16 protein-coding genes are annotated in these 20,519 nt (G+C 72.5%); 11 read left to right on the top strand and 5 right to left on the bottom strand.

Features of this window, described 5'->3' with window-relative positions:
• Positions 1–36 precede the first annotated feature (36 nt).
• Positions 37–1,131: a PLP-dependent aminotransferase family protein gene (locus AB0C02_RS04135; RefSeq protein ID WP_357540868.1), complete on the bottom strand. Its 1,095-nt coding sequence runs from the start codon at positions 1,129–1,131 to the stop codon at positions 37–39.
• Between the two features lie 194 nt (positions 1,132–1,325).
• Between AB0C02_RS04135 and AB0C02_RS04130 the strand changes: the two genes are divergently transcribed.
• Together AB0C02_RS04130 and AB0C02_RS04125 are read left to right on the top strand one after the other, a co-directional pair.
• The gene (locus tag AB0C02_RS04130) at positions 1,326–2,204 is read left to right on the top strand and encodes a 3'(2'),5'-bisphosphate nucleotidase CysQ (protein WP_357540866.1); all 879 of its coding nucleotides are present in this window, start codon (positions 1,326–1,328) and stop codon (positions 2,202–2,204) included.
• Between the two features lie 97 nt (positions 2,205–2,301).
• Entirely contained in the window at positions 2,302–3,684 is a 1,383-nt protein-coding gene (locus AB0C02_RS04125) for a hypothetical protein (RefSeq protein WP_357540864.1), read from the top strand.
• 57 nt (positions 3,685–3,741) lie between these two features.
• On the opposite strand, the gene AB0C02_RS04120 is transcribed toward AB0C02_RS04125, so the two are convergent.
• The 4 genes from AB0C02_RS04120 to AB0C02_RS04105 are packed head-to-tail and all read right to left on the bottom strand — an operon-like array spanning position 3,742 to position 6,776.
• Positions 3,742–4,656: a glycosyltransferase family 2 protein gene (locus AB0C02_RS04120; protein WP_357540862.1), complete on the bottom strand. Its 915-nt coding sequence runs from the start codon at positions 4,654–4,656 to the stop codon at positions 3,742–3,744.
• A gap of 58 nt (positions 4,657–4,714) precedes the next feature.
• Entirely contained in the window at positions 4,715–5,731 is a 1,017-nt protein-coding gene (locus AB0C02_RS04115) for a sulfotransferase (protein ID WP_357540860.1), read from the bottom strand.
• On the bottom strand, positions 5,728–6,297 hold the full coding sequence (locus AB0C02_RS04110; protein ID WP_357540858.1) for a glycosyltransferase: 570 nt from the start codon (positions 6,295–6,297) through the stop codon (positions 5,728–5,730). Before AB0C02_RS04110 ends, AB0C02_RS04115 begins: the two co-directional genes overlap by 4 nt.
• Positions 6,298–6,299: 2 nt before the next feature.
• On the bottom strand, positions 6,300–6,776 hold the full coding sequence (locus tag AB0C02_RS04105; protein WP_357540856.1) for a UDP-N-acetylglucosamine--LPS N-acetylglucosamine transferase: 477 nt from the start codon (positions 6,774–6,776) through the stop codon (positions 6,300–6,302).
• 386 nt (positions 6,777–7,162) lie between these two features.
• Here AB0C02_RS04105 and AB0C02_RS04100 point away from each other — a divergent pair, with 386 nt between their 5' ends.
• The 9 genes from AB0C02_RS04100 to AB0C02_RS04060 all read left to right on the top strand — a co-directional run bounded on the left by AB0C02_RS04100 (position 7,163) and on the right by AB0C02_RS04060 (position 20,446).
• Entirely contained in the window at positions 7,163–8,983 is a 1,821-nt protein-coding gene (locus AB0C02_RS04100) for a Wzz/FepE/Etk N-terminal domain-containing protein (RefSeq protein WP_357540854.1), read from the top strand.
• Positions 8,980–9,984 (top strand): DUF3048 domain-containing protein, encoded by a 1,005-nt coding sequence (locus AB0C02_RS04095; RefSeq protein ID WP_357540852.1) that lies wholly within the window; start codon positions 8,980–8,982, stop codon positions 9,982–9,984. The genes AB0C02_RS04100 and AB0C02_RS04095 overlap by 4 nt, the downstream gene beginning before the upstream one ends.
• The gene (locus AB0C02_RS04090; RefSeq protein WP_357540850.1) at positions 9,981–11,459 is read left to right on the top strand and encodes an O-antigen ligase family protein; all 1,479 of its coding nucleotides are present in this window, start codon (positions 9,981–9,983) and stop codon (positions 11,457–11,459) included. The genes AB0C02_RS04095 and AB0C02_RS04090 overlap by 4 nt, the downstream gene beginning before the upstream one ends.
• Complete coding sequence (locus AB0C02_RS04085) at positions 11,459–12,664, top strand: hypothetical protein (protein ID WP_357540848.1); 1,206 nt, start codon at positions 11,459–11,461, stop codon at positions 12,662–12,664. Before AB0C02_RS04090 ends, AB0C02_RS04085 begins: the two co-directional genes overlap by 1 nt.
• Positions 12,665–12,681: 17 nt before the next feature.
• Positions 12,682–13,545 (top strand): sulfotransferase domain-containing protein, encoded by an 864-nt coding sequence (locus tag AB0C02_RS04080; protein WP_357540846.1) that lies wholly within the window; start codon positions 12,682–12,684, stop codon positions 13,543–13,545.
• Complete coding sequence (locus AB0C02_RS04075; RefSeq protein ID WP_357540844.1) at positions 13,515–15,149, top strand: oligosaccharide flippase family protein; 1,635 nt, start codon at positions 13,515–13,517, stop codon at positions 15,147–15,149. Before AB0C02_RS04080 ends, AB0C02_RS04075 begins: the two co-directional genes overlap by 31 nt.
• Positions 15,150–15,177: 28 nt before the next feature.
• Positions 15,178–16,110: a sulfotransferase gene (locus tag AB0C02_RS04070; RefSeq protein ID WP_357540842.1), complete on the top strand. Its 933-nt coding sequence runs from the start codon at positions 15,178–15,180 to the stop codon at positions 16,108–16,110.
• Between the two features lie 51 nt (positions 16,111–16,161).
• Positions 16,162–17,169, top strand: coding sequence for a glycosyl hydrolase (locus tag AB0C02_RS04065; protein WP_357540840.1), 1,008 nt, complete (start codon positions 16,162–16,164; stop codon positions 17,167–17,169).
• Positions 17,170–17,371: 202 nt separating this feature from the next.
• Positions 17,372–20,446 (top strand): malectin domain-containing carbohydrate-binding protein, encoded by a 3,075-nt coding sequence (locus AB0C02_RS04060; RefSeq protein ID WP_357540838.1) that lies wholly within the window; start codon positions 17,372–17,374, stop codon positions 20,444–20,446.
• Positions 20,447–20,519 lie beyond the last annotated feature (73 nt).

Genomic DNA, 20,519 nt, shown 5'->3' with positions numbered 1-20,519 from the left:
GCCGGCATCGCCTTATTGTCGGAAACCCGACAGAAATCAACCGCGAACCGCGGCCATCGCCTCGGCCAGCCGCCGGACACCCTCGTCGATCCGGTCCGCGGTCACCGCCGAGAACGCCAGCCGGAGCGCGTGCCGACCGCCGTCCAGCAGGAAGTCGCTGCCCTTGACCACCGCGACGCCGCGCTCCGCGGCGGCCGGGGCGAGGCGGTCCACCTCGACGTCCTCCGGCAGCTCCACCCAGAGGAAGTAGCCGCCGTCGGGCTCGACGAACCGGGCCTCGGGAATGTGCCGGCGCAGCGACTCGGCGAGCACCCCGGCCCGCTCGCCGAGGGCGGCACGCACCGTGTTGATGGACCGCTCGATGTCACCGGAGACGCAGAACTGGTGCACGATCGCCTCGGAGACCATGCCGGGCGAGATGTACAGGTTGGTGGCCTTCTTCGCGATCGCGGCGATCAGCTCGGCGGGGCCGACCAGGTAGCCGACCCGGACGCCCGGGCAGACCGTCTTGGTGAAGCTGGAGGCGTGCACCACCACGCCCCGGGTGTCCATCGACAGCATCGACGGCAGCGGCTCGCCCCGGAACCGGATGTCCGCGTACGGGTCGTCCTCGAAGATGGTGAAGTCGTACTCGGCGGCCAGGTCGAGCAGCTCCCGGCGCTTCTCGAGGGACAGGGTCACGCCGGCCGGGTTCTGGTAGTTCGGGATGACGTGGGCCAGCCGCGGCCGGACCCCCGACTCCAGCAGCTTGCGCAGCTCGGCGGTGTCCAGACCGTCCGGCTGGACCGTCACCCCGTGGATCTCGCCCCCCATCTGCTGGAGGTTGAGCAGGGTCCGGTCGTACGTCGGGCGCTCGACCACCACCGCGTCGCCCCGGCGGACCATGTGGTCGAAGAGAAAGGCGTCGGCCTGGAGAGACCCGTTGGTGATCAGCACCTGGTCGGCCTCGACGCCGTGCTTCTCCGCGATCCACTTGCGCAGGGGCGGGTAGCCGACGGAGGTGCCGTACGCCGTGATCCCGGCGGGATCGGCGTCAAAGGCGCGGACGGCGGCGGCCTTGAGCCCCTCGACATCAACGATGTCCAGCGAGGGAGCGCCACGGGCGAAGGAGATCAGCTGCTCGGCGGTCATGCGCACGAGCCTAGGGCCTGGTACGGCCGGTCCGACCGGCATACACGCGAAGTTCAACATGCGGGCGGTCGATCCGTCCGAGGGGACAGTGAAGATCCGAAACGGGCTCGTCAGCTGTCCACCTTCCGACGGATGCTGGCACCGGAGGCACCGGCCGTCGAAGGATTGCGGGTCGCGGACCCAGGAGACAGGCGGTGAGGCACGTGACCCAGTACGGTACCGGTCAGCTCGACGACCAGGCCTTCGCGGAATGGCTGGCCGAACGCGCGGGCGCGGCGCTGACCGCGCTGCGGGAGCAGCGGGGTTTCGCCGACCCGGCCGCGCTCAAGGACGCCGGGGACCGCAGGTCGCACGAGCTGATGACGACCGCGCTGGCCCGCTGGCGGCCGGCGGACGCGGTCCTCTCCGAGGAGCAGGCCGACGCCCGGCGCGCCTGGTCGGGCGGGGAACGCGCGGCCCGGCTCGACGCGGAACGGGTCTGGATCATCGACCCGCTCGACGGCACCCGTGAGTTCTCCGAGGCCGGCCGGACCGACTGGGCGGTGCACGTGGCGCTCTGGCGGCGTTCGGCCGGGCCGGACGGTGGGCTGGTCGCGGGGGCGGTGGGCCTGCCCGCTCGTCCCACGTTGGACGGTGGTCAACTCGTCCTCGGCACCGGCTGCCCGACCCCGCCGGCGGCGAACGGGCCGATCCGGATCGCGGTGAGCCGCAGCCGCCCGCCGGCCTTCGTCGGCGAACTGGTCCAACTGCTCGACGCCCAAGCCGTTCCGATGGGTTCCGCCGGGGTCAAGGTGTGCGCGGTGGTGACCGGGGAGGCCGACGCGTACGTCCACGCGGGCGGCCAGTACGAATGGGACAGCGCGGCGCCGGTCGCGGTGGCCCAGGGCGCCGGGATGCACGCCTCTCGGATCGACGGCTCGCCGCTGCGCTACAACCGGGCCGACCCACGCCTGCCGGACCTGCTGGTCTGCCGCCCGGAACTGGCCGACCGGCTGCTCGACGCGATCGCCCGCACCGGAGTCGAGATGCCCGCTTCGGCCGTCACCGGCAGCACCGGCCAGGCGTTCGGCTGAGTGTAACGGTACGCACGGCCCGGGTGACCGGGGTTACCGTCGGGCGGAACGCGCGTCCGACCTGCGCCCTGCGACGGGCCATCAGCCAGGGAGGGTTATGCCGGCCGAACGAGACCAGCAGCACGCCTTCGGACCGCCGACCGGCCTCTGGCCGGGTCAGGACATCCCGCGCCAGCAGGGCACACCGGCGCTGCCGTGGCCGGAGACCGCGGGCCAGGTTCCGCCGCTCGAGGCCCGGTCCACGTTGCCGTGGCCCGAGACCGAAGCCGCCAACAATCCCGGGGCGGTCCCGCCCGCCCGCGATCCCCGGCCGGTCCCGCCAGCCCGCGGTCCCGGGCCGATCCCGCCCACCGGCGGCGCCGACGTGCCGCCGCCCCCGGTCGTGCCGCCCCCCGCGCCGCCCGGTGGATCCCGCCGGGGCTGGTGGTTGACCATCGCGGCGGCGGTCGTGCTGGCGGTGGCGAGCGGCGGGGTCGCCGTGGCCACGCTGCGCCCGGATGCCGACCGCACGGACGGCGAGTGGCCGCAGGCCGTCCAGCCCCCGGTGCGGAGCGGACCGACCGGCACACCCGCCCCGAGCGCCGCCAGCCGGAGCGCCGGCCCGAGCGCCGCCGAGGCGATCGGCGGTCGCCCGCCCAGATCGCCGTCGGCCTCCGCCGGGTCGGCCCAGGGCTTCGCGGGCACCCGGCTGACCCTGCCCGGCGCGTCCATCGGCGTGCAGAGCGGGGAGACCTTCGGCCAGGCGTTGGCCCGCTCCGACCGTACCTTCGGCCGGCTGCGGATGGCCCGGATCTTCTTCCCCGGACTGCCGCCGGCCTGGAAGGGCAGCCGGGCCGACGTCGTCAACCGGCCCGTGGTGGTCTCCTTCAAGGCCCCACCTCAGGAGATCAACTCTGGCAGGCACGACGCCCGGCTGACCTCGTGGTTCGCCTCGATCCCGCGCCAGCACAACGTCTACTGGTCGTACTTCCACGAGCCGGAGGACGACGTCGAGCGCGGGGACTTCACGCCGGAGGAGTACCGGACGGCCTGGCGCCGAATCGCCGGGCTGGCCGACCAGGCGGGCAACCCGAAGCTGATCAACACGCTCATCCTGATGTGCTGGACGCTCGACCCGAAGTCCGGGCGAAGCTTCGACTCCTTCTACCCCGGCGGCGACGTGATCAAGACGCTCGGCTGGGACTGCTACAACTGGGGCGTCAAGTGGAACCGGTACGCGCCCCCGCAGGAGATCTACGGCCGGATGATCAGCAAGTCCCGCGAGCTGGGCAAGCCGTGGGGCGTGGCGGAGACCGGCAGCGACCTGGTGCCCGGTGACACCGGCGCCGGACGGGCGGCGTGGATCCGCGCGATGACCAGCTACCTCAGCGGGCAGCGGCCGGAGTTCGTGGCGTACTACAACCAGACGGTCAGTGAGGGCGACTTCCGGTTGCTGGACCAGCCCAGCATCCAGGCGTGGCGGTCCTTCTGCGCGACCTGATCGGGCACGCACGGCACGGGCGGGCGACCGGCTGGTCGCCCGCCCGTCGCGTACGGCTCAGATGCCCCGGCCGCGCTTGTGCAGGGTACGCAGTACCCGGTCGGCGTGCACGGCCCGACTCGCCACCGCCAGGGCCAGGTAGGCACGCGGTTCGCGGGGGTTACGGGCCAGGGTGCGCCGGGCCCAGCGGACCGCGTCCCGCCGGTTGCCCATGGCGGCCTGTGCGAAGGCGATCTGGCCGGCGACCCGGGCCTCACCGTGCGGCACGGTGGCGAACTCGGGGTATCGCCGCAGCAGCCACTGCAACGCGGTCGAGATGGTCTCCCAGCGCTGCGCGAAGTACGACCGCTTGTGCCAACGGACCAGCACGTACGGGCTGTCCACGTTGACCAGCGGGGCGTACCGGGCGGCCCGGAGCAGAAACTCGTAGTCCTCCGCGTAGCTGCCCGGGATCTGCTCGTCGACCAGCCCGATCGCGTCGATCAGCGCGGCCCGGCGGATCAGGAACGTGGACGGGTGCAGCTCGGTCATCCGGTCGCGGAGCAGCGCCTCCAGCGACACCCGGGACCGGTCCAGCGAGCGGTCCACCGTCCGGTCGTCATAGCTGACCCGGATGCCGCAGCTGACCAGCGCGCCGTCCGGGTGGACGTCGAGCGCGCCGAGCTGCGCGGCGAGCTTGCCGGGCAGCCACTCGTCGTCGTCGTCGCAGAACGCGACCAGCTCGCCGGTGGCCGCCTCGATGCCGGTGTTGCGTGCCCCGGCCAGTCCCGGCGTACGGGTGTTGGTGATGACCCGGACCCGCCGGTCGCCCCGGTCCAGTTCGAGGGACCGGTCCGGCTCGGACTGGTCGTAGACCACGATGGCCTCGATCAGGCCCGGGTGCGCCTGGCTGAGGATCGCGTCGAGCGCCACCCGCAGCAGCTCCGGACGGTCCCGGGTCGCGACGACTACCGAAATGTTCGGACTGCTCAAAACGGTGTCTCCTCAGCTCGCGACTGCGGGGCTCGCAAAACCGGCTCACTCCTCGCGCTCACGGCTCCTCCACGGAATCGGATCCCCGCTGGCCGAGGTAGCCGTAGCGGAGTCGGAGGGGCAGCGTGGCCAGGCTGACCACGGCGCGGCTGCGACGCGGCAGGCGGGTACGCCACGCTTCGTCCCGGCGTACCGTCAGGGGGCCGCCGTTGAACCGGAGCGGGTTGCCGGCGACGCTGTGTACGCGGACAAGCGACGCCAGCGACGACGCCGGCTCGCCACCCGGGGCCGGCGGCGCCGAGCCGGTGCGGTCGGCCGGGTCGGCGAGGATGCGCAGCGCCGCCGGGTCGTCCGGCAGCCCGGCGAACTCGCGCAGCCGGCGTACGGTGCCCGCCGGGTCGGCGGTGAAGTCCTCGTAGCGCAGCCGGAGCACCTGCGCGCGGGCGGCGAGCAGGTGGAACGCCGCGTTCTGCGCGGTCCACAGCTTGCTCACCTCCAACGGGGAGAACGTGGGCATGAAGTCCTCGCCGTCGACCACCTCGGGCCGGCGCACCTGCTTGCCCCAGGAGTACGCCACCGCCCGGCTGTCCCGGACCAGGTGCAGCACCCGCAGATCGAGCGCCTCTGCCCAGCTCAGCGCGAAGGCGAGCGAGGCGTGCTTGCTGGAATCCACCACCACCCGGGCCCCGCTGACCGCGAGAGCCGCCCGGTAGATCCGGGTGTAGCGGGCGGCGTACGCGCGGACGTCGGCGAGCTGTTCCGGCGACAGGGAACTCTTCGCGAGCCGGGGAATGTGCCGGGTGCGGTCGACGCGGTCCTTGAGCGCGAGCATCTCGTCCCGATCGACTGCGGACCAGCCGCCGAAGGCGTGCTCGCCCACCCGCTGCCAGAACGGGCACCCGGTGAAGCGTTCGCCGCAGCCGCACCGCTCGTCGGCGCCGAGCGCCCGCTCCCAGAGGTGGACCACCTCACCGACCGCGCACACGTCCGCGCTCTGCGCGAGGAGCAGTTCGAGCAGCGTGGAGCCGCTGCGGCCGAGGCCGCCGACGAAGAGCACGCGCGGGTTGTCCGTCACCGCCGCCCTCCATCGCGCTGCCGTACCCGGCGGGCCACCAGGTCGTCGATCACCTGGCCCACCCGGGCCACCGCCTCGGCCCGCGGGTCGGGCCGGCCCGGGTCTGCGGTCAGGAGGAAGCGGGACGGGTCGGCCAGCCCCTCGTCGAGGGCGGCGAACAGCTCGGCCTCGGACTCGCAGAGCCGGACCAGCCCGGCCGCACCGAGCCGCCGGGAGAAGAGCTGCTGGTGGTTGTCGACGTGCTCGTCGTGGGCCGGGTCCCGGGGCACCACGATCGGCAGGTGGCCGGTGCGCCGGGCCTCGGTGATGGTGGCCGGCCCACCGTGGCTCACCACGAGCGTGGCCTCGGCCATCGCCCGCTGCAACTCCTCGTGGCCGAGGAACGGGGTTGCCCCGGGCAGGCGGGGGGCGCGGCTGTGTCCGTACTGGAGGACGACGCTGACGTCGCCGCGGCCCGCGTGCCACCGCTCCAGCCAGTCCACCAGCCGGTCGAACCGGTGCACGTCGGTGCCGACCACGGCCAGCACGTACGGCGACGGGGCGCTCCGGTGTCGGGGGATCGGCACGCTCACAGCAGGTTACCCACCACTGTCGCCTCCGGATACATGCGACGCTGCTCCTCCCACTGCACCAGCATCGCGGAGAGGAAGGGCCGGCAGAGCCGGGCGGTCAACGTCGCACTGTCGATCCGGTCGTACACCTCGATGTAGACGGTCGGAATCCGGCGCAGCCGGGCCGCCACCACGAACGGCAGGGCCACCCCCGCGCCGGTGGTGACGACGGCGTCCACCCGGCGGCGGCGGATCACCTCGAACGCGAGCAGCGCGTTACGAGTCAGGTTCTTCACGTTGCGGGTGGTGGGATGGTGCGCCCACACCACGTCCTCGCCGTCGAGCAGCGACCGGGCGTCGGGAGTGTCGAATGTGACCCAGGCCCGCCGCCGGTGCCGGTACCAGGGCTCCAGGGCCAGCAGTTGGGCGAGGTGGCCGCCGCTGGAACCGACCAGCAACACCTGTCCCGAGCTCTCGGTTGAGCCGTTCACCAAACGTCCTCTCCGTACGCCCACGCCCCGCCCGGATTTTCGCGAATGGCCCTTGGGCGCGTCTTGCCAAACTATCGGCGTGGGGATGGACATTGAAGGGGCCATTGGAGGGATCCCGGCCCACCGGTCGGGCCAGCACGGACCCTGGCTCTGCAGCCACCGTTCCAAGCAAACAGGCAGGTCAGCCGCGACCGCAACGGCGGTGCGGGCCGACTCGCCCGGGCCGCTCGGGCGTCTGTCGGAATTCCGTCACCGCATTACGTGAACGGCACACAGGAAGTGAAGCAGACTTTCCTCCGACGTTTGGATCGGGGACAATCAAGGTCACGGTCAGGTTCCGCTGCACCGTGGACTGTTCGGCCCCGGCCGAAAGGGAGCGACAAACTCTGATGCCCGCAACCCACCCGGCCGAGCGCGATGCCGACGGACTTGCCCTGATGGCCTACCTGGGCTGGCTGCGCCGTCGCTGGTGGATCCTGCTTTTCGCCGCCGTTCTCGGCACGGCCGGTGGGCTGGCGGTCAGCCAGCTTCAGCAAGCCCGCTACACGTCGAGCACCTCGCTGCTGGTACGCCCGCTCAGCGCGGGCCCGGACAGCAACCCCAACGCCAAGGTCAACCTCGACACCGAGGCGCAGGTGGTTCGTTCACTCGTCGTGGCGGAGCGGGCCAGGGGCCTGATGAAGACCGACACCGAGGCCGAGCACCTGGTTCAGTGGGTGGCCGTCAGCGTGCCGCCGAACAGCCAGGTCCTCCAGGTGGCGTACGAGGCGGACAGCCCAGCCCAGGCCCAGGCCGGGTCGCACGCCTTCGCGCAGGCGTACCTGGACCTGCGCAAGGCCACCGCGCAGAAGTCGCTGGAGAACGAGACCACCGCGCTCAAGCAGCAGATCGCGGACGTTAACAAGCAGCTCAGCGCGGTCGCCGGGCGGATCGCGGCGGCACCGAGCAACTCGGTCGAGCGGCAACGGGCGGAGGCCGACCGGAGCGTGCTGACCAACCAGCTCACGTCGCTGAACAACCGGCTCAGCCCGCTGATGTCCGCCGAAACCGACCCGGGCGAGATCATCTCCGACGCCCGGCTGCCGCAGCGTCCCAGCTCTCCGAACCGCACCCTCAACCTGGCCAGCGGCATGGGGGCTGGCCTGCTCCTGGGCATCGTGCTGGCGCTGGTGCTGGACCGGCTCGACACCCGGGTCCGGCGTGGCCGGGACATCTCCGACCGGGTCGGCCTGCCGCTGCTGCTGGAGCTGCCGGCACGGATCCCCTCGCTGACGATGCTGCCGCCCTCCCACAAGATCTCCCGCGAGCTGGGCCGGCTACGCAACGTGCTGCTCTCCGCAGTCCCCGAGCCGCGTGACCGGGGCCGGGGGCGTCAGCTCCTGCTCTGCGACGGCTCCGCCGGCACGGCCGCCGGGTTCGTCGCCGCCAACCTGGCAGCGGCGTACGCCCGGACCGGCCAGCAGGTCGCGCTGGTCACCACCAAACCGGACTCGACGGTCAACGCCATCACCGGGGTCCCCGAGGGGCGACACAGCCTGGCCTCGGTGCTCCGCCGGGACGTACCAGCGCTCAAGGCCCTGGCCCCGGTGCCCGGCCTCGGTCAGCTTCGGGTGCTGATTCCCGGCGACCTGGACGCCGACGTCGAGTTGCCGATCGGCAGCCTGCTGGAGATCCTCGACGAGCTGGCCGCGCGCTTCGACCACGTGTTGATCGAGACCGCCCAGCCGACGGTAGCCGTGGAGGCCCAGGCGCTGAGCCGGCACGTTGACGCGGTGATCGTGGTGGCCGAGACCGGGCGGACCCGCAGCGGTGAGATCAACGCCGCGCTCCGGCAGTTCGAGCAGGTCAACGCCCCGGTGCTCGGCGCGGTGCTGGCGCCACGCCTGCCCGCGCCGACCGGCGGGACGAGCCGTCCGGCCAGCCCGGCCAAGGCCAACCGGCCCAAGCCGCGGCCGACCCCCGGCCCGACCCCCGGCCCGGCCCCCGGACCCTCCGTCGAGTCCACCATGGTGCTGCCCCGGATGCAGCCGTCCAACCCGGGTTCCGCCGCTGGTCCGGCGCGACCGTTGCGGCCGGGCAAGCCGACGGTGCCGGGCGAGCCGCTGCCGGTGAACGGCAGCGGCGGCACGTACCGCTCCCGCGGCGAGGCCACGGGCGTCGACGGCCCGGGGCGCAGCTACGTGCGCGATTCCGGCGAGGATCTGGGGTGAACCGCCGGCAGATCTTCCGTGCCGCCCTCGTGCCGGCCCTCGTGGTTGGCTTCGGCACGGCGTGCAGCAAGCCGCAGCCCCCCGCCGGCAGCATCCAGGTGGTCGACCCCGGCACGCCCGGGTCGGCCACCGGAAGCCCGACCCCGGCCGTGCCGGCGGCACCGCTGACCGGGCTGCCGGTGAGCGCCCCGGCGGTGGCCGACCGGCAGGCCATCGCCGTGCCGCTGCGGGTCGGTCCGTCGACGACCCCGGCCGGCCTGGACGCCGCCGATCTGGTCTACGCCGAGTTCGCCGAGTCCGACACGCTGCACCTCACGGCGGTGTTCCAGTCCCGGGACGCCGCCAAGGTCGGCCCGGTCACCGAGGTCCGGCCGGTCGACATCCGGTCCGTCGCCGTGCTGCGCCCCTTCGTCGGCTACGCCGGCGGCCCCAGCGGTTTCCTCACCCAGTTCGAGCAGTCCGGCCTGAGCGGTATCACCCCCGCCGACCCCAGCGCCAAGGTCTTCAAAGGCGATTACACCTCCACCGCCGCGCTGTGGAAGGCCGCGCCGAAGGGCGGCCAGCCGCCCACGCCGGCGCTCGACCACGCCACCGACGACGACCCACTGGCCGCCCACGACCTCGTGCTGACCCGCGAGCTGACCGTCGCCGTCCGCGGCGGCCCGTCGATGGTCTGGCGGTACGACGAGCAGAAGTCCCACTGGGTCGGCAAGGTGGGCACCGCGACGGTGACCGCCGCGTCGGTGTTCGTGCTGACCACGGAATACCGGACCGTGCAGGTCCGGCATCCTTCGCCGCGGTCGCTCCCGGCGGCGAAGGTGTTCGGCATGGGCAGCGTCGTCGCGGTCTCTGGGCCGTTCAGCGTGAAGGGCCGGTGGCGCAAGCCCGGCCTCGACATGGCCTGCACCATCGCCGACAACGGCGGCGACATCATCCAAGCGCGCCCCGGCAACGCCTGGGTGATCTACGCGCCGACCACCGCCAAGGTCACCGTGAAATGAGCACCGTCACCCCGCACCGCCCGGCCCCGGTCGGGGGTGACGTTCCCGGGACCGACGCGGCACAGATCGCGCCGGCCGGGGTGTTGTCGAAGGGCTGGTCGCTGCGGCTGCCGGTGGCGTGGCCGCTGATCGCGCTCTTCGTGCTCTACCCGCTGTGGTGGGTGCTCGGGGTGTCCAGCTTCGTCTTCGTCATCTTCGCGGTGCCGATGCTGATGCAGCTGCGCAACCGGGGCTCGATCCGGGTGCCGCCCGGCTTCGGGATCTGGTTGGTGCTGCTGCTCTGGGTGCTGCTCTCCGCCCTGATGCTCGGTCTCACCGCACCGAACACGCTCCCGGCCGCCGGCGGTGGCGGCCGATACCTCGGCCTGGCCATCCGGCTGGCGAACTACGTCGCCATGACCGTGGTCATGCTCTACGTGCTCAACCTGAGCGAGCGGGAGCTGTCCCGGCGGCGGGTGGTCCGGCTCTTCGGGTTCATGGGAGTCGTCGTGGTGATCGGCGGCTGGCTCGGCTCGCTCTTCCCCACGTTCAGCTTCGTCGCGCCGCTGCGGTCCGTCCTGCCGCACTCGATCGCCAGCCAGTCCTACGTCGCCTCGCTGATGAACGTCAAGTTCGCCCAGGTCCAGCAGGTGATCGCCGGCGAACCCAGCTCACCGCGTCCGTCCGCGCCGTTCACCTACACGAACTCGTGGGGCGAGAACACGGCGATCCTGCTGATCTGGCTGATCGCCGGCTGGGTGGTGCTGGGCCGGCCGCTACGCCGGGTGCTCGGCGTCGCGATCGTCCTGGCCGCGATCTTCCCGATTGTCTACTCGCTCAACCGGGGGCTCTGGATCGGCATCGGCATCTCCGCGGTGTACCTGGCGATCCGGCTCGCTCTGCGCGGCCGGATGGTGGTGCTCGGCGGGCTCGCCCTGGCGGTCGGCCTGATCGGCGTGTTGATCATTGCCACGCCACTCGGGCGGACGTTCGACGAGCGGCTGGAGAACGGGCACAGCGACGACATCCGGGCCACCCTGTCCCAGGGCGCGATCACCGCCGCCAACCACTCGCCGGTGCTCGGGTACGGCGGAAACCGGGCGCTGGTCGGCAGCAACCGCTCAATCGCCATCGGCAAGACCGCCGACTGCAAGCAGTGCGGCAACCGGGAGTTGGGCAGCAACGGGCAACTCTGGGCGCTGCTGGTCGGCCAGGGCTACGTGGGTGCGCTCTGCTACAACGGCTTCTTCCTCTACTGCATCTGGCGCTACCGGCGCGACCACAGCGCGATCGGGATCGCGGGCAGCCTGGTCCTGATCCTCATGCTCTTCTTCCAGTTCACCTACGGGGCGCTGGAAGCCACCCTCGCCTACGCCCTCATCTCGGTCGCCCTGCTCGCCCGCAACGACCGGCTGCGCCAGGCCGCCGCGCGGGCGCGCACCCAGGGCACCGTGTCCGGGCTGCGGGCCCGACTCGAAGCAGCCGGTGAGCGCTGATGGTGTTTCGCGTACCTCCCGACGGCGACGGCCGCTCCGCATACCTGGGCGAGCTGGCCGGGCTGATCTGGCCCGAGCCGGCCGAGCCGGCCCTGCGCAGGGGTGGGCGGGGCTGGGTGTTGGTGCCCTCGGCGGCCCGGCCACGGCTGCTGGTGCCCACCGGCTCGGGTCGGGCCGCGGCGAGCGCCGTCCAACACGCCACCGAGGCGGTCGGCCGCAGGGCGAAGCTGGTCCGGCAGGGGCTGGCCGTCGCGTTCCGGCTCCGGCTGGGGCCACTGGTGTTCCGCGACCGGCTGGTGGTGACGGGTGCCGGGCTCGACGCCCACCTGGCCGAGGTGCTGGGCGCGCCGGCCCTGGTCAGCATGCACATCGGGCCGGCTCGGGCGAACCGCAAGCCGGTGCTGCAACTACTCGCCCCGGACGGGCGGGCGCTCGGTTACGCCAAACTCGGCGTCGACCCGCTGACCCGCGCCCTGGTCGACGCGGAGGCCGCGGCGCTGCATCGGCTGGCCGGCCTGCCGCTCGGGCCGATCGTCGTGGCCGGGGTACGTCATCACGGCGACTGGCACGGGCACGCGCTGCTGGTGCAGGAGGCGCTGCCGGTGCGGCTGCCCCGGGCCACCCCCGCCGCCGCCGAGGCGGGCGAGCGGGCGGCCATGGTGGCGGTGGCCGGCTGCCTCGGCGTACGCCGGGGTTCGTGGGCCGGTAGCGACCACGCGGCCCGGCTGGCCGACGCGGTGGACGCGCTCGGCACCCGGCCGGAGGCCGGACGGCTGCGCGCGGTGCTGAAGACCGTCGCGGACGCCGACCCGACGGTGGCCTTCGGCGCCTGGCACGGCGACTGGAACGGCGGCAACAGCGCCGTGCTCGCCGACGGCCGGGTGCTGGTCTGGGACTGGGAGCGGTTCGAGGCGGACGTGCCGGCCGGCTACGACGCGCTGCACCGGGCGGTGCAGACCGCCATCGGCCACGGCGGGTCGGCCCCGACGGAGGCCGCCCGGGCACTGATCGCCGGCGCGGACCGGACGCTTCAGCCGTTCGACCAGGGCGGCCGGGACGCCGACCTGGTCGCCGTGCTCTACCTGGTGGAGCTGGCGGCGCGCTATCTGCGGGACCGGCAGGCGGAGGCGGGTGCGCGACTGGGGCGCGTCGACACCTGGCTGCTGCCCGTCGTGGAGGAGCACCTGGCCCGCCGGGCCCGGTGAGAGTGAGGAGTGGGGACTTGTCGCAGGCCAGGGAACAGGCGATCCGCGCGGTGAAGTCGGTGAGCCGGACGGTCGGGCGGTTGACCGTCGGATCCCGGATGGTGCCCGGATTCCTGATCGTGGGAGCGCAGCGCTGCGGCACCACCTCGCTGTTCAAGACGCTCTCCCAGCACCCGGGCGTGCTGCCGCCGGCCTACCACAAGGGCGTGCACTACTTCGACACGGACTATCACCGGGGCATGAACTGGTACCTCGGGCACTTCCCCGGCACCGGGAAGGCGGAGGCGGTCCGGCAGCGGCTCGGCGTACGCGGGATCACCGGCGAGTCGAGCCCCTACTACATGTTCCACCCCCTCGCCGGGCAGCGGATCGCCAAGGATCTGCCCTCGGTCAGGCTGCTGGTGCTGCTGCGCGACCCGGTGGAGCGGGCCTACTCGGCGCACTCGCACGAGCTGGCCCGGGGCTACGAGACCGAGTCGTCGTTTGAGCGGGCGCTGGAGCTGGAGGAGGAGCGGATCGCCGGCGAGGCGGAGCGGATGGTCGCCGACCCGACGTACGCCAGCCACCACCTGCAGCACCACGCGTACCTGGCCCGGGGGCAGTACATCGAGCAGTTGGAACGGCTGGCGGCGCTGGTCGGCCGGGACCGGCTGCACGTCGTCGACAGCGATGACTTCTTCGCCGACCCGCGCCCGGCCTTCGACGCGGTCTGCGACTTCCTCGGCCTGCCCCGCTGGGCGGACATCTCCTTCGGCAAGCACAACGCGCGCTCCCGGTCGCCGATGTCAGGCGAGCTGCGGGGCCTGTTGGAGGGCCACTTCGCCCCGTACGACGAGCGGTTGGCCGACTGGTGGGGACGCGTGCCGTCGTGGCGGCGGTGACCCGGGGGGACGGCGGCGCCACCGCGACGCCGACCACGCCGGCCACGCCAGCCACGACGGCCGGCGACGCCGGCGCGGACAGCGGCCTGGGCGGCGCGGCCCGGCAGGGGTTCGCGAACCTGGTCGGCGTCGGCCTCGCCGCGGTCGCCGGCTTCGGGCTGAACATCGTCATCACCCGGGGCTGGTCGGTCCACGACGCCGGCATGTTCTTCGCGGCCACCAGCGCGTTCATGATCGCCGCGTCGGCGGCGCGGCTCGGCACCGACGTCGGCACCGTCTACTTCGTCAGTCGGCAGCGCGCCCTCGACCAGCGGGAGCGGATCCGCGGCACCATCCTGGCCGGGTTGGTGCCGGTGCTGGCCGTCGGCGCGTTGCTCGGCCTGGCCGGCTGGCTGGCCGCCCCCGCGCTCGCCGAGGCGACCATGCCCGAGGCCGGTCCGGGTGGGGTGACCGCGCTACGCGTCCTGCTGGCCTTCGTGCCGCTGGCCGCGCTCAACGACTACGCCCTGGCCGCCTGCCGTGGCTTCGGTCAGATGCGGCCGCTGCTCACCGTGGAACGGCTCGGCCGCACGCTGGTGCAGTTCGTGGCGGTGGCGGTGGCCGCCTGGTTGGGTCTCTCCGCCAGCACCGCGCTGCCGCTGGCCTGGGTGGTGCCGTACCTGCTCGCCGCCGTGGTGGCGGCACTCTGGCTGGGCCGGCTGGTTCGCCGCGCCGGGCGGCATGTCACCCGGCCGGTGCCGGCCGGCGAGCTGGCCGGGCCGTTCTGGCGGTTCACCGCGCCGCGCGCGCTGAGCAGCCTGGCCGCGATCGTCGTGCAGCGGCTGGACATCGTGCTGCTCAGCGCCCTGCGCGGGCCGGCCGACGCGGCAGTCTTCACGGCGTCGACCCGCTTTCTCGCGCTCGGCCAGCTTTCCAGCGTCGCCCTGTCCAGCTCGGTCCAGCACCGGCTGGCCGCCGCCTTCGCCCGACACGACCGGGTCGAGGCGCGGCAGCTCTACCAGGCGGCCACCGGCTGGCTGGTGCTGCTCTCCTGGCCGGCCTACCTGATCTTCGCGGCGTTCGCCGGGCCGATGCTGGCGCTGTTCGGCAGCGGCTACGGCGCGGGCCATCGGGTGGTGCTGCTGCTCGCGCTGACCATGCTGCTGGCGACCGGCTGCGGCATGGTGGACATGGTGCTGAACATGGCCGGGCGCACCGCCTGGACCTTCTACAACGCGATGACCGGCACCGTCCTCAACGTGGTCGCCAACGTCCTGCTCATCCCCAGGTACGGCATCGTCGGTGCCGCCTGGGCCTGGACCGTGTCCATCCTGGTCACCAACCTGGTGCCGCTGACCCAGCTCTGGTGGTCGATGCGGCTGCACCCGTTCGGGCGCGGCACCCGGGCCGCGATGGCCCTGGCCGTGGCCTGCTTCGGCCTGCCGCTCGGGGCGGCCAGCCTGCTCGACGCCCCAGTGCCGGTGCTCACCCTGCTGGCGGTGGCCGGCACGGTGGCGTACCTGGCCGGTGCCTGGCGCTGGCGGGCCACCCTGCACCTCGACGCGCTCCGCGCGCTGCGCCGGGGTCGGGGCCGCAGCGGCGCGACCCCGGCCGCCCAGTCCTGACCCGCCCCTGCATACCGATGGGACATCGATGACCAGCAGCCCGCCCCTCGCCCCGCACACCGGCCTGTCCGCCGTGAAGGCCGCGAAGCTCGCCGCAGTCGGTCTCCTCGCGGACCGGAAGGAACGCCGGGAGCTGGAACGGCCGGTGGCGACCGCCAACCGCAGGCTCAGCCTCCGGGTGCAGCGGCCGATCTTCATTCTGGGCGCCCCGCGCTCCGGCACCACGTTTCTGGGCAGCTGCGTGGGGGCGTTGCCGGAGGTCTCCTACCATTTCGAGCCCCGGCTGACCAAGGCGGTGGCCCGCTGCGTGTACGAGGGCAGCTGGACCCCACAGCGGGCGGCCCGCTACTTCCGCGGCTACTACGGCGCGCTGCTCGCCGCGTCCGGTCACGGCGGGCTGCGGTTCGCCGAGAAGGACCCGGAAAACTGCTTCATCGTGCCGTTCCTCACCGAGGTCTTCCCGGACGCGGTCTTCCTGCACGTCTATCGGGACGGCCGGGACGTCGCGGTGTCGCACGCCGAGCAGCCGTGGCTGAACGCGGCCTCGACGGGCAGCGGACAGAGCGGTCGGGGCGGTACGCCGTGGGGCGCCACGCCGCGATTCTGGGTGGAGCCGGAGCGGCGCGAGGAGTTCACCCAGGTCTCCGACCTGGGCCGCTCGGCCTGGATGTGGCGCCGCTTCACCGGCAGCGCCCTGACCCAGCTCGCCGAGCTGCCCACCGAGCAGGTCCGCCACCTGCGCTACGAGGACATCGTCAGCCGGCCGGCGGAGACGGCCGAGCTGGTCGCCGACTTCCTCGAGGTCGGCGACCCGGCCGGCCGGCAGGCACTGCACGCCCGGTTCGCCAAGGCCCGCCCGGACTCCGTCGGCAGGTGGCGGAAGCGGCTGGCCGAACAGGACCTCGCCGACGTGCTGGCCCAGGCTGAGCCGCTGCTCAGCAACCTCGGCTACACGCCGTGATTGCCGCCGCACGATAGAGTGCCAGGGATGCTACGACGGTTACGACGGACGATGGCGACCGTGTCCGCTCTGGCCTGCCTGGTTCCGGTGGTGGCGGCCTGCGACTCCGGCAAGGCCGACCCGCCGGCCCGGCAGACGACGGCGGCACCGCCCCCGCCCCTCGTGGAGCCCCGGACCGCACCGGTGAGCACCACCGGCCGCGGGCCGACGCCGCCGGAGCAGGGCGCCTGGCTGGGCGCCTGGGTCAAGCCGGAGTTCCACAACGCCGTCGGGCGGGCGACCGCGCTCGACGAGTTCGACCGGGCGGCCGGCGGCAAGCTGGCTATCGCCCACATGTTCCACCAGTGGAACGATTCCTTCCCCGGCGCCACCGAGAAGGCGTTCCAGACCCAGGGCCGACTCCAAATGATCTCCTGGCAGGGCACGGACACCCGGTCCACGGTCAGCGGCAGCTACGACTCCCTGATCCGACAGCGGGCCGAGGACGTCAAGGCGTTCGGGGTGCCGGTGCTGCTGCGCTACCGGTGGGAGATGGACCGGCCGAACCTGGCCGCCAGCATGCACTCCCCGGCTGACTACGTCGCCGCGTGGAAGCACGTACGGGCCATTTTCACCGAGGTCGGCGCCACCAACGCGGCGTGGGTGTGGTGCCCGCACGCGGACGGCTTCGCCGACCCGACCCGGCGGGCCGCCGACTACTACCCGGGTGACGACCAGGTCGACTGGCTCTGCGCCGATGTCTACCCCAGCCCCGAGTGGAACAGCTTCCCCGACCGGATGGACCACTTCATGGCCTTCGCGCAGCAGCATCCCCGGCCGGTGGTGGTCGGCGAGTTCGGGCTCACCCAGGAGGGTAAGCCGGGCCAGCGGGCCGACTGGCTGCGCGAGGTCGGTCCCTATCTCAAGAAGCACCCGCAGATCAAGGCGGCGGTCTACTTCGCGGCCAGGCAGACCACGAAGCCGCTGTACGACAGCACGTTCGGCGACGATCCGGAGAGCGCGGCGGTGTTCCGCGACATGGCCACCGACCCGTACTTCAGCCCGCCGCGCCCGGCCTGAACGTCGGGGCCGCCGCGCAAATCCATTGATCGTCTTCGTGGGGGGATAACTCGGTCGGATTGACGATCCTTACTGGACGGGGCGGGCCCGGGTGCGCGAAGGTGTTGGGTGCACGTCTGCGGTCGACCGGCATACGCCCCGCTCCGCGTTCGCATCCCGGCCTGGACCGCAGCGTCTCCGACCTTTTTCTCCGGAGTTGCCTGTGGCTCTCTCGTTCCTGAGACACCGTTCGGTGTCCGCGCTCGGCGCCGCCGCTGTCGGCATCGCCCTCCTTTCCACTTCCGCCCCTGGGCTCGCTGCTGCCGCGCCGGGCCACACCACGATGGTCGGCGAGGTGCCGTCCGACAAGACGCCGAACATCAACGACGGCAACGTGGCGGCCATCTACGACACGGGCACCAAGGTCATCGTTGGTGGTTCATTCACCCGGGCGCAGGACCGTGGCACGAAGTCCACGGAAGTCACCCGGAAATACCTGCTGGCCTTCGACAAGGCCACCGGAAAGATCGACAGCTCGTTCGTTCCGGCGCTGGACGGGGAGGTGACGGCCGTCATCGCTGGGCCGGCTCCGGGCACGGTCTATGCCGCCGGCCAGTTCAACACCGTCAACGGCCAGAGCGGCTTCCGAAAGCTGGTCCTGCTCAACATCGCCGACGGCACCCCGGTCGCCGGGTTCAAGGCGCCCGCGTTCAACGGCACGATCAAGGACATCGCCCTGGTCGGCGGCCGGCTCCTGGTCGGCGGCATCTTCACCACCGCCGGCACCGCCACCCGCAACGGGCTGGCCACGTTGAACGCCACCACCGGCGCCCTGGACAACTACCTGACCGTCTCGCTCACCGAGCACCACAACTGGACCCCCACCAACGGTGGCGCCTCGGCCGGGGTCGGCGCCGCCAAGCTGGCCGTCTCACCGGACGGCAAGCGCCTGGTCGTCATCGGCAACTTCAAGAAGGCCGACAAGGTCGGGCACGACCAGATCGTCCGGATCGACCTGGGCAGCACCTCGGCCACGATCGCCGACTGGAACACCGACCGCTTCTCGGCGGCCTGCAAGTACACCGCGTTCGACTCGTACGTGCGGGACGTGGCGTTCGCCCCGAACGGCACGTACTTCGTGGTGGTGAGCACCGGCGCGCCGTACGCGGGAACGCTCTGCGACGCGGCGGCCCGCTGGGACACCTCGGCCACCGGCGCCGGCCGGCAGCCCACCTGGGTCGCCTACAGCGGCGGCGACACGTTCCTGTCGGTCGGCATCAGCGAGCAGGCCATCTACGTCGGCGGTCACTTCCGCTGGCTCGACAACCCGATGGGCCGCGACCGGGCGGCGGCGGGTGCGGTCCCCCGGGCAAGCATCGCGGCCCTCGACCCGGCGAGCGGCCTGCCGCTGTCCTGGAACCCGGGCCGGCACCCGCGCGGCTACGGCGTCACCAAGATGCTGGCGACCCCACAGGGGCTCTGGCTGGGCAGCGACCAGGAGTGGATCGGCAACCGCGAATACAAGCGGGCCCGGCTCGCGTTCTTCCCGCTCGACGGCGGCAACGCCCCGCACTCGACCGCCACCAAGGGCCTGCCGGGCAACGTCTACCAGGCCGGCCGCGCGGCGCAGACCGAGATCCTCTACCGGGTGAACGCGGGCGGTCCGCAGCTCACCGCGACCGACGGCGGCCCGGACTGGGCCGCCGACACCGCCACCGCGCCGAGCCCGTGGCACAACAGCGGCAGCAGCGCCTCGACGTACACCACGAACGCCACCTTCGACTCGACCGTGCCGGCGACGACCCCGGTGACGTTGTTCAGCAGCGAGCGCTGGGACAGTTCGCCGCCCCCGGACATGCAGTGGGCCTTCCCCGTCGCGGCCGGGGCCCGGATCGACGTACGGCTGTACTTCGCCAACCGTTACTCGAAGACCGGGACGGTCGGGAAACGGAAGTTCAACGTCAGCGTCGACGGCGTACTGAAGCTGAAGAACTTCGACCCGGTCGCCGCCGCCGGCGGCACCAACCGCGGCACCATGCGGTCCTTCTCCCTGGTCAGCGACGGCGTGGTCGACATCGACTTCGGCCGGGTGCTGGAAAACCCGCTGATCGAGGGCGTCGAGATCGTCAAGACGGCGCCGGCACCCACCTCGGCCGACGTGCTCTACCGGGTCAACGCCGGCGGCAACGAACTGCCGGCGGCCAGCGGGCCGAACTGGGCCGCCGACAGCGCCGCGTCGCCGAGCGGCTACCACAACGCCGGCAGCAGTGCCACCACGTACGCCACGAACGCGACCCTCGACCGGACCGTGCCGACCGGCACGCCGGTGGCGCTGTTCAACAGCGAGCGCTGGGATCCGGCCCCTACCCCGGAGATGCGGTGGTCCTTCCCTGTCCCGGCCGGCACCCAGGTCCAGGTCCGGCTCTACCTGGCCAACCGGTACGCCGGCACCGCCACCGCCGGGAAGCGACAGTTCAACGTCAGCGTCGACGGCGTACTGAAGCTGAGCAAATTCGACCCGGTGGCCGCCATCGGCGCCACCAACCGGGGCACGATGCGGGCCTTCGCCGTCACCAGCAACGGCACCGTCATCATCGATTTCGGCCACGTGCGGGAGAACCCGGTGGTCCAGGGCGTCGAGATCGTCAAGCTGCCGGCGCTGCCGTCGGCGAGCACGGTGAACAACGTGACCAGGCGGTCGTACGACGGGGCGAGCGCGGTGGGCGCGGCGACCAGCGTCGCGAACAGCGACAACACCCCGTGGTCGACGGCCAGGGGCGCGTTCTGGGTCGGCGGTGACCTGTTCTACGGCGTGAACGGCGGCTTCTACCGCCGCTCGTTCAACGGCAGCACCTTCGGCACGCCGGTCAAGGTGGACCCGTACCACGACCCGAAGTGGGACAAGGTCGTGACGGGTTCCGGCCCAGCGGGCTCGACGTACACCGGTATGACGTCGAACTTCTACGCGGAGCTGCCGAACGTGGCCGCCATGTTCTACAGCGGCGGCCGCCTCTACTACGCGCTCTCGGGCCAGCGCAGCCTGTTCTGGCGCTGGTTCACCCCGGACACCGGCACGGTCGGGGCGGAGCGGATGACCGTCAAGGACACCACGGCGTTCGCCGACGCGGCTGGCCTGTTCCTGAACGGCGACAAGCTCTACGTGGTGTCCCGGAGCACCGGCACCCTCTCCGCGCTGGCATGGTCGAACGGGGCGCCGACCGGTGCCGCCACCGTGCGCAGCGGCCCGGGCATCGACGACGTGGACTGGCGGGCCACCACCGTCTTCGTCGGCCCGTGACCTGAAGCAGGTACGACGGTGGCCCGGCCGGTGACGGCCGGGCCACCGCCCTTCCGGGCGTAGCACCGGGGCG

Origin of the sequence: Micromonospora sp. NPDC048999 (assembly GCF_040649295.1) — a bacterium.
Lineage (GTDB): Bacteria > Actinomycetota > Actinomycetes > Mycobacteriales > Micromonosporaceae > Micromonospora.
Note: the sequence above shows the minus strand (reverse complement) of the source record. Positions and strands in the feature narration are given on the sequence as shown.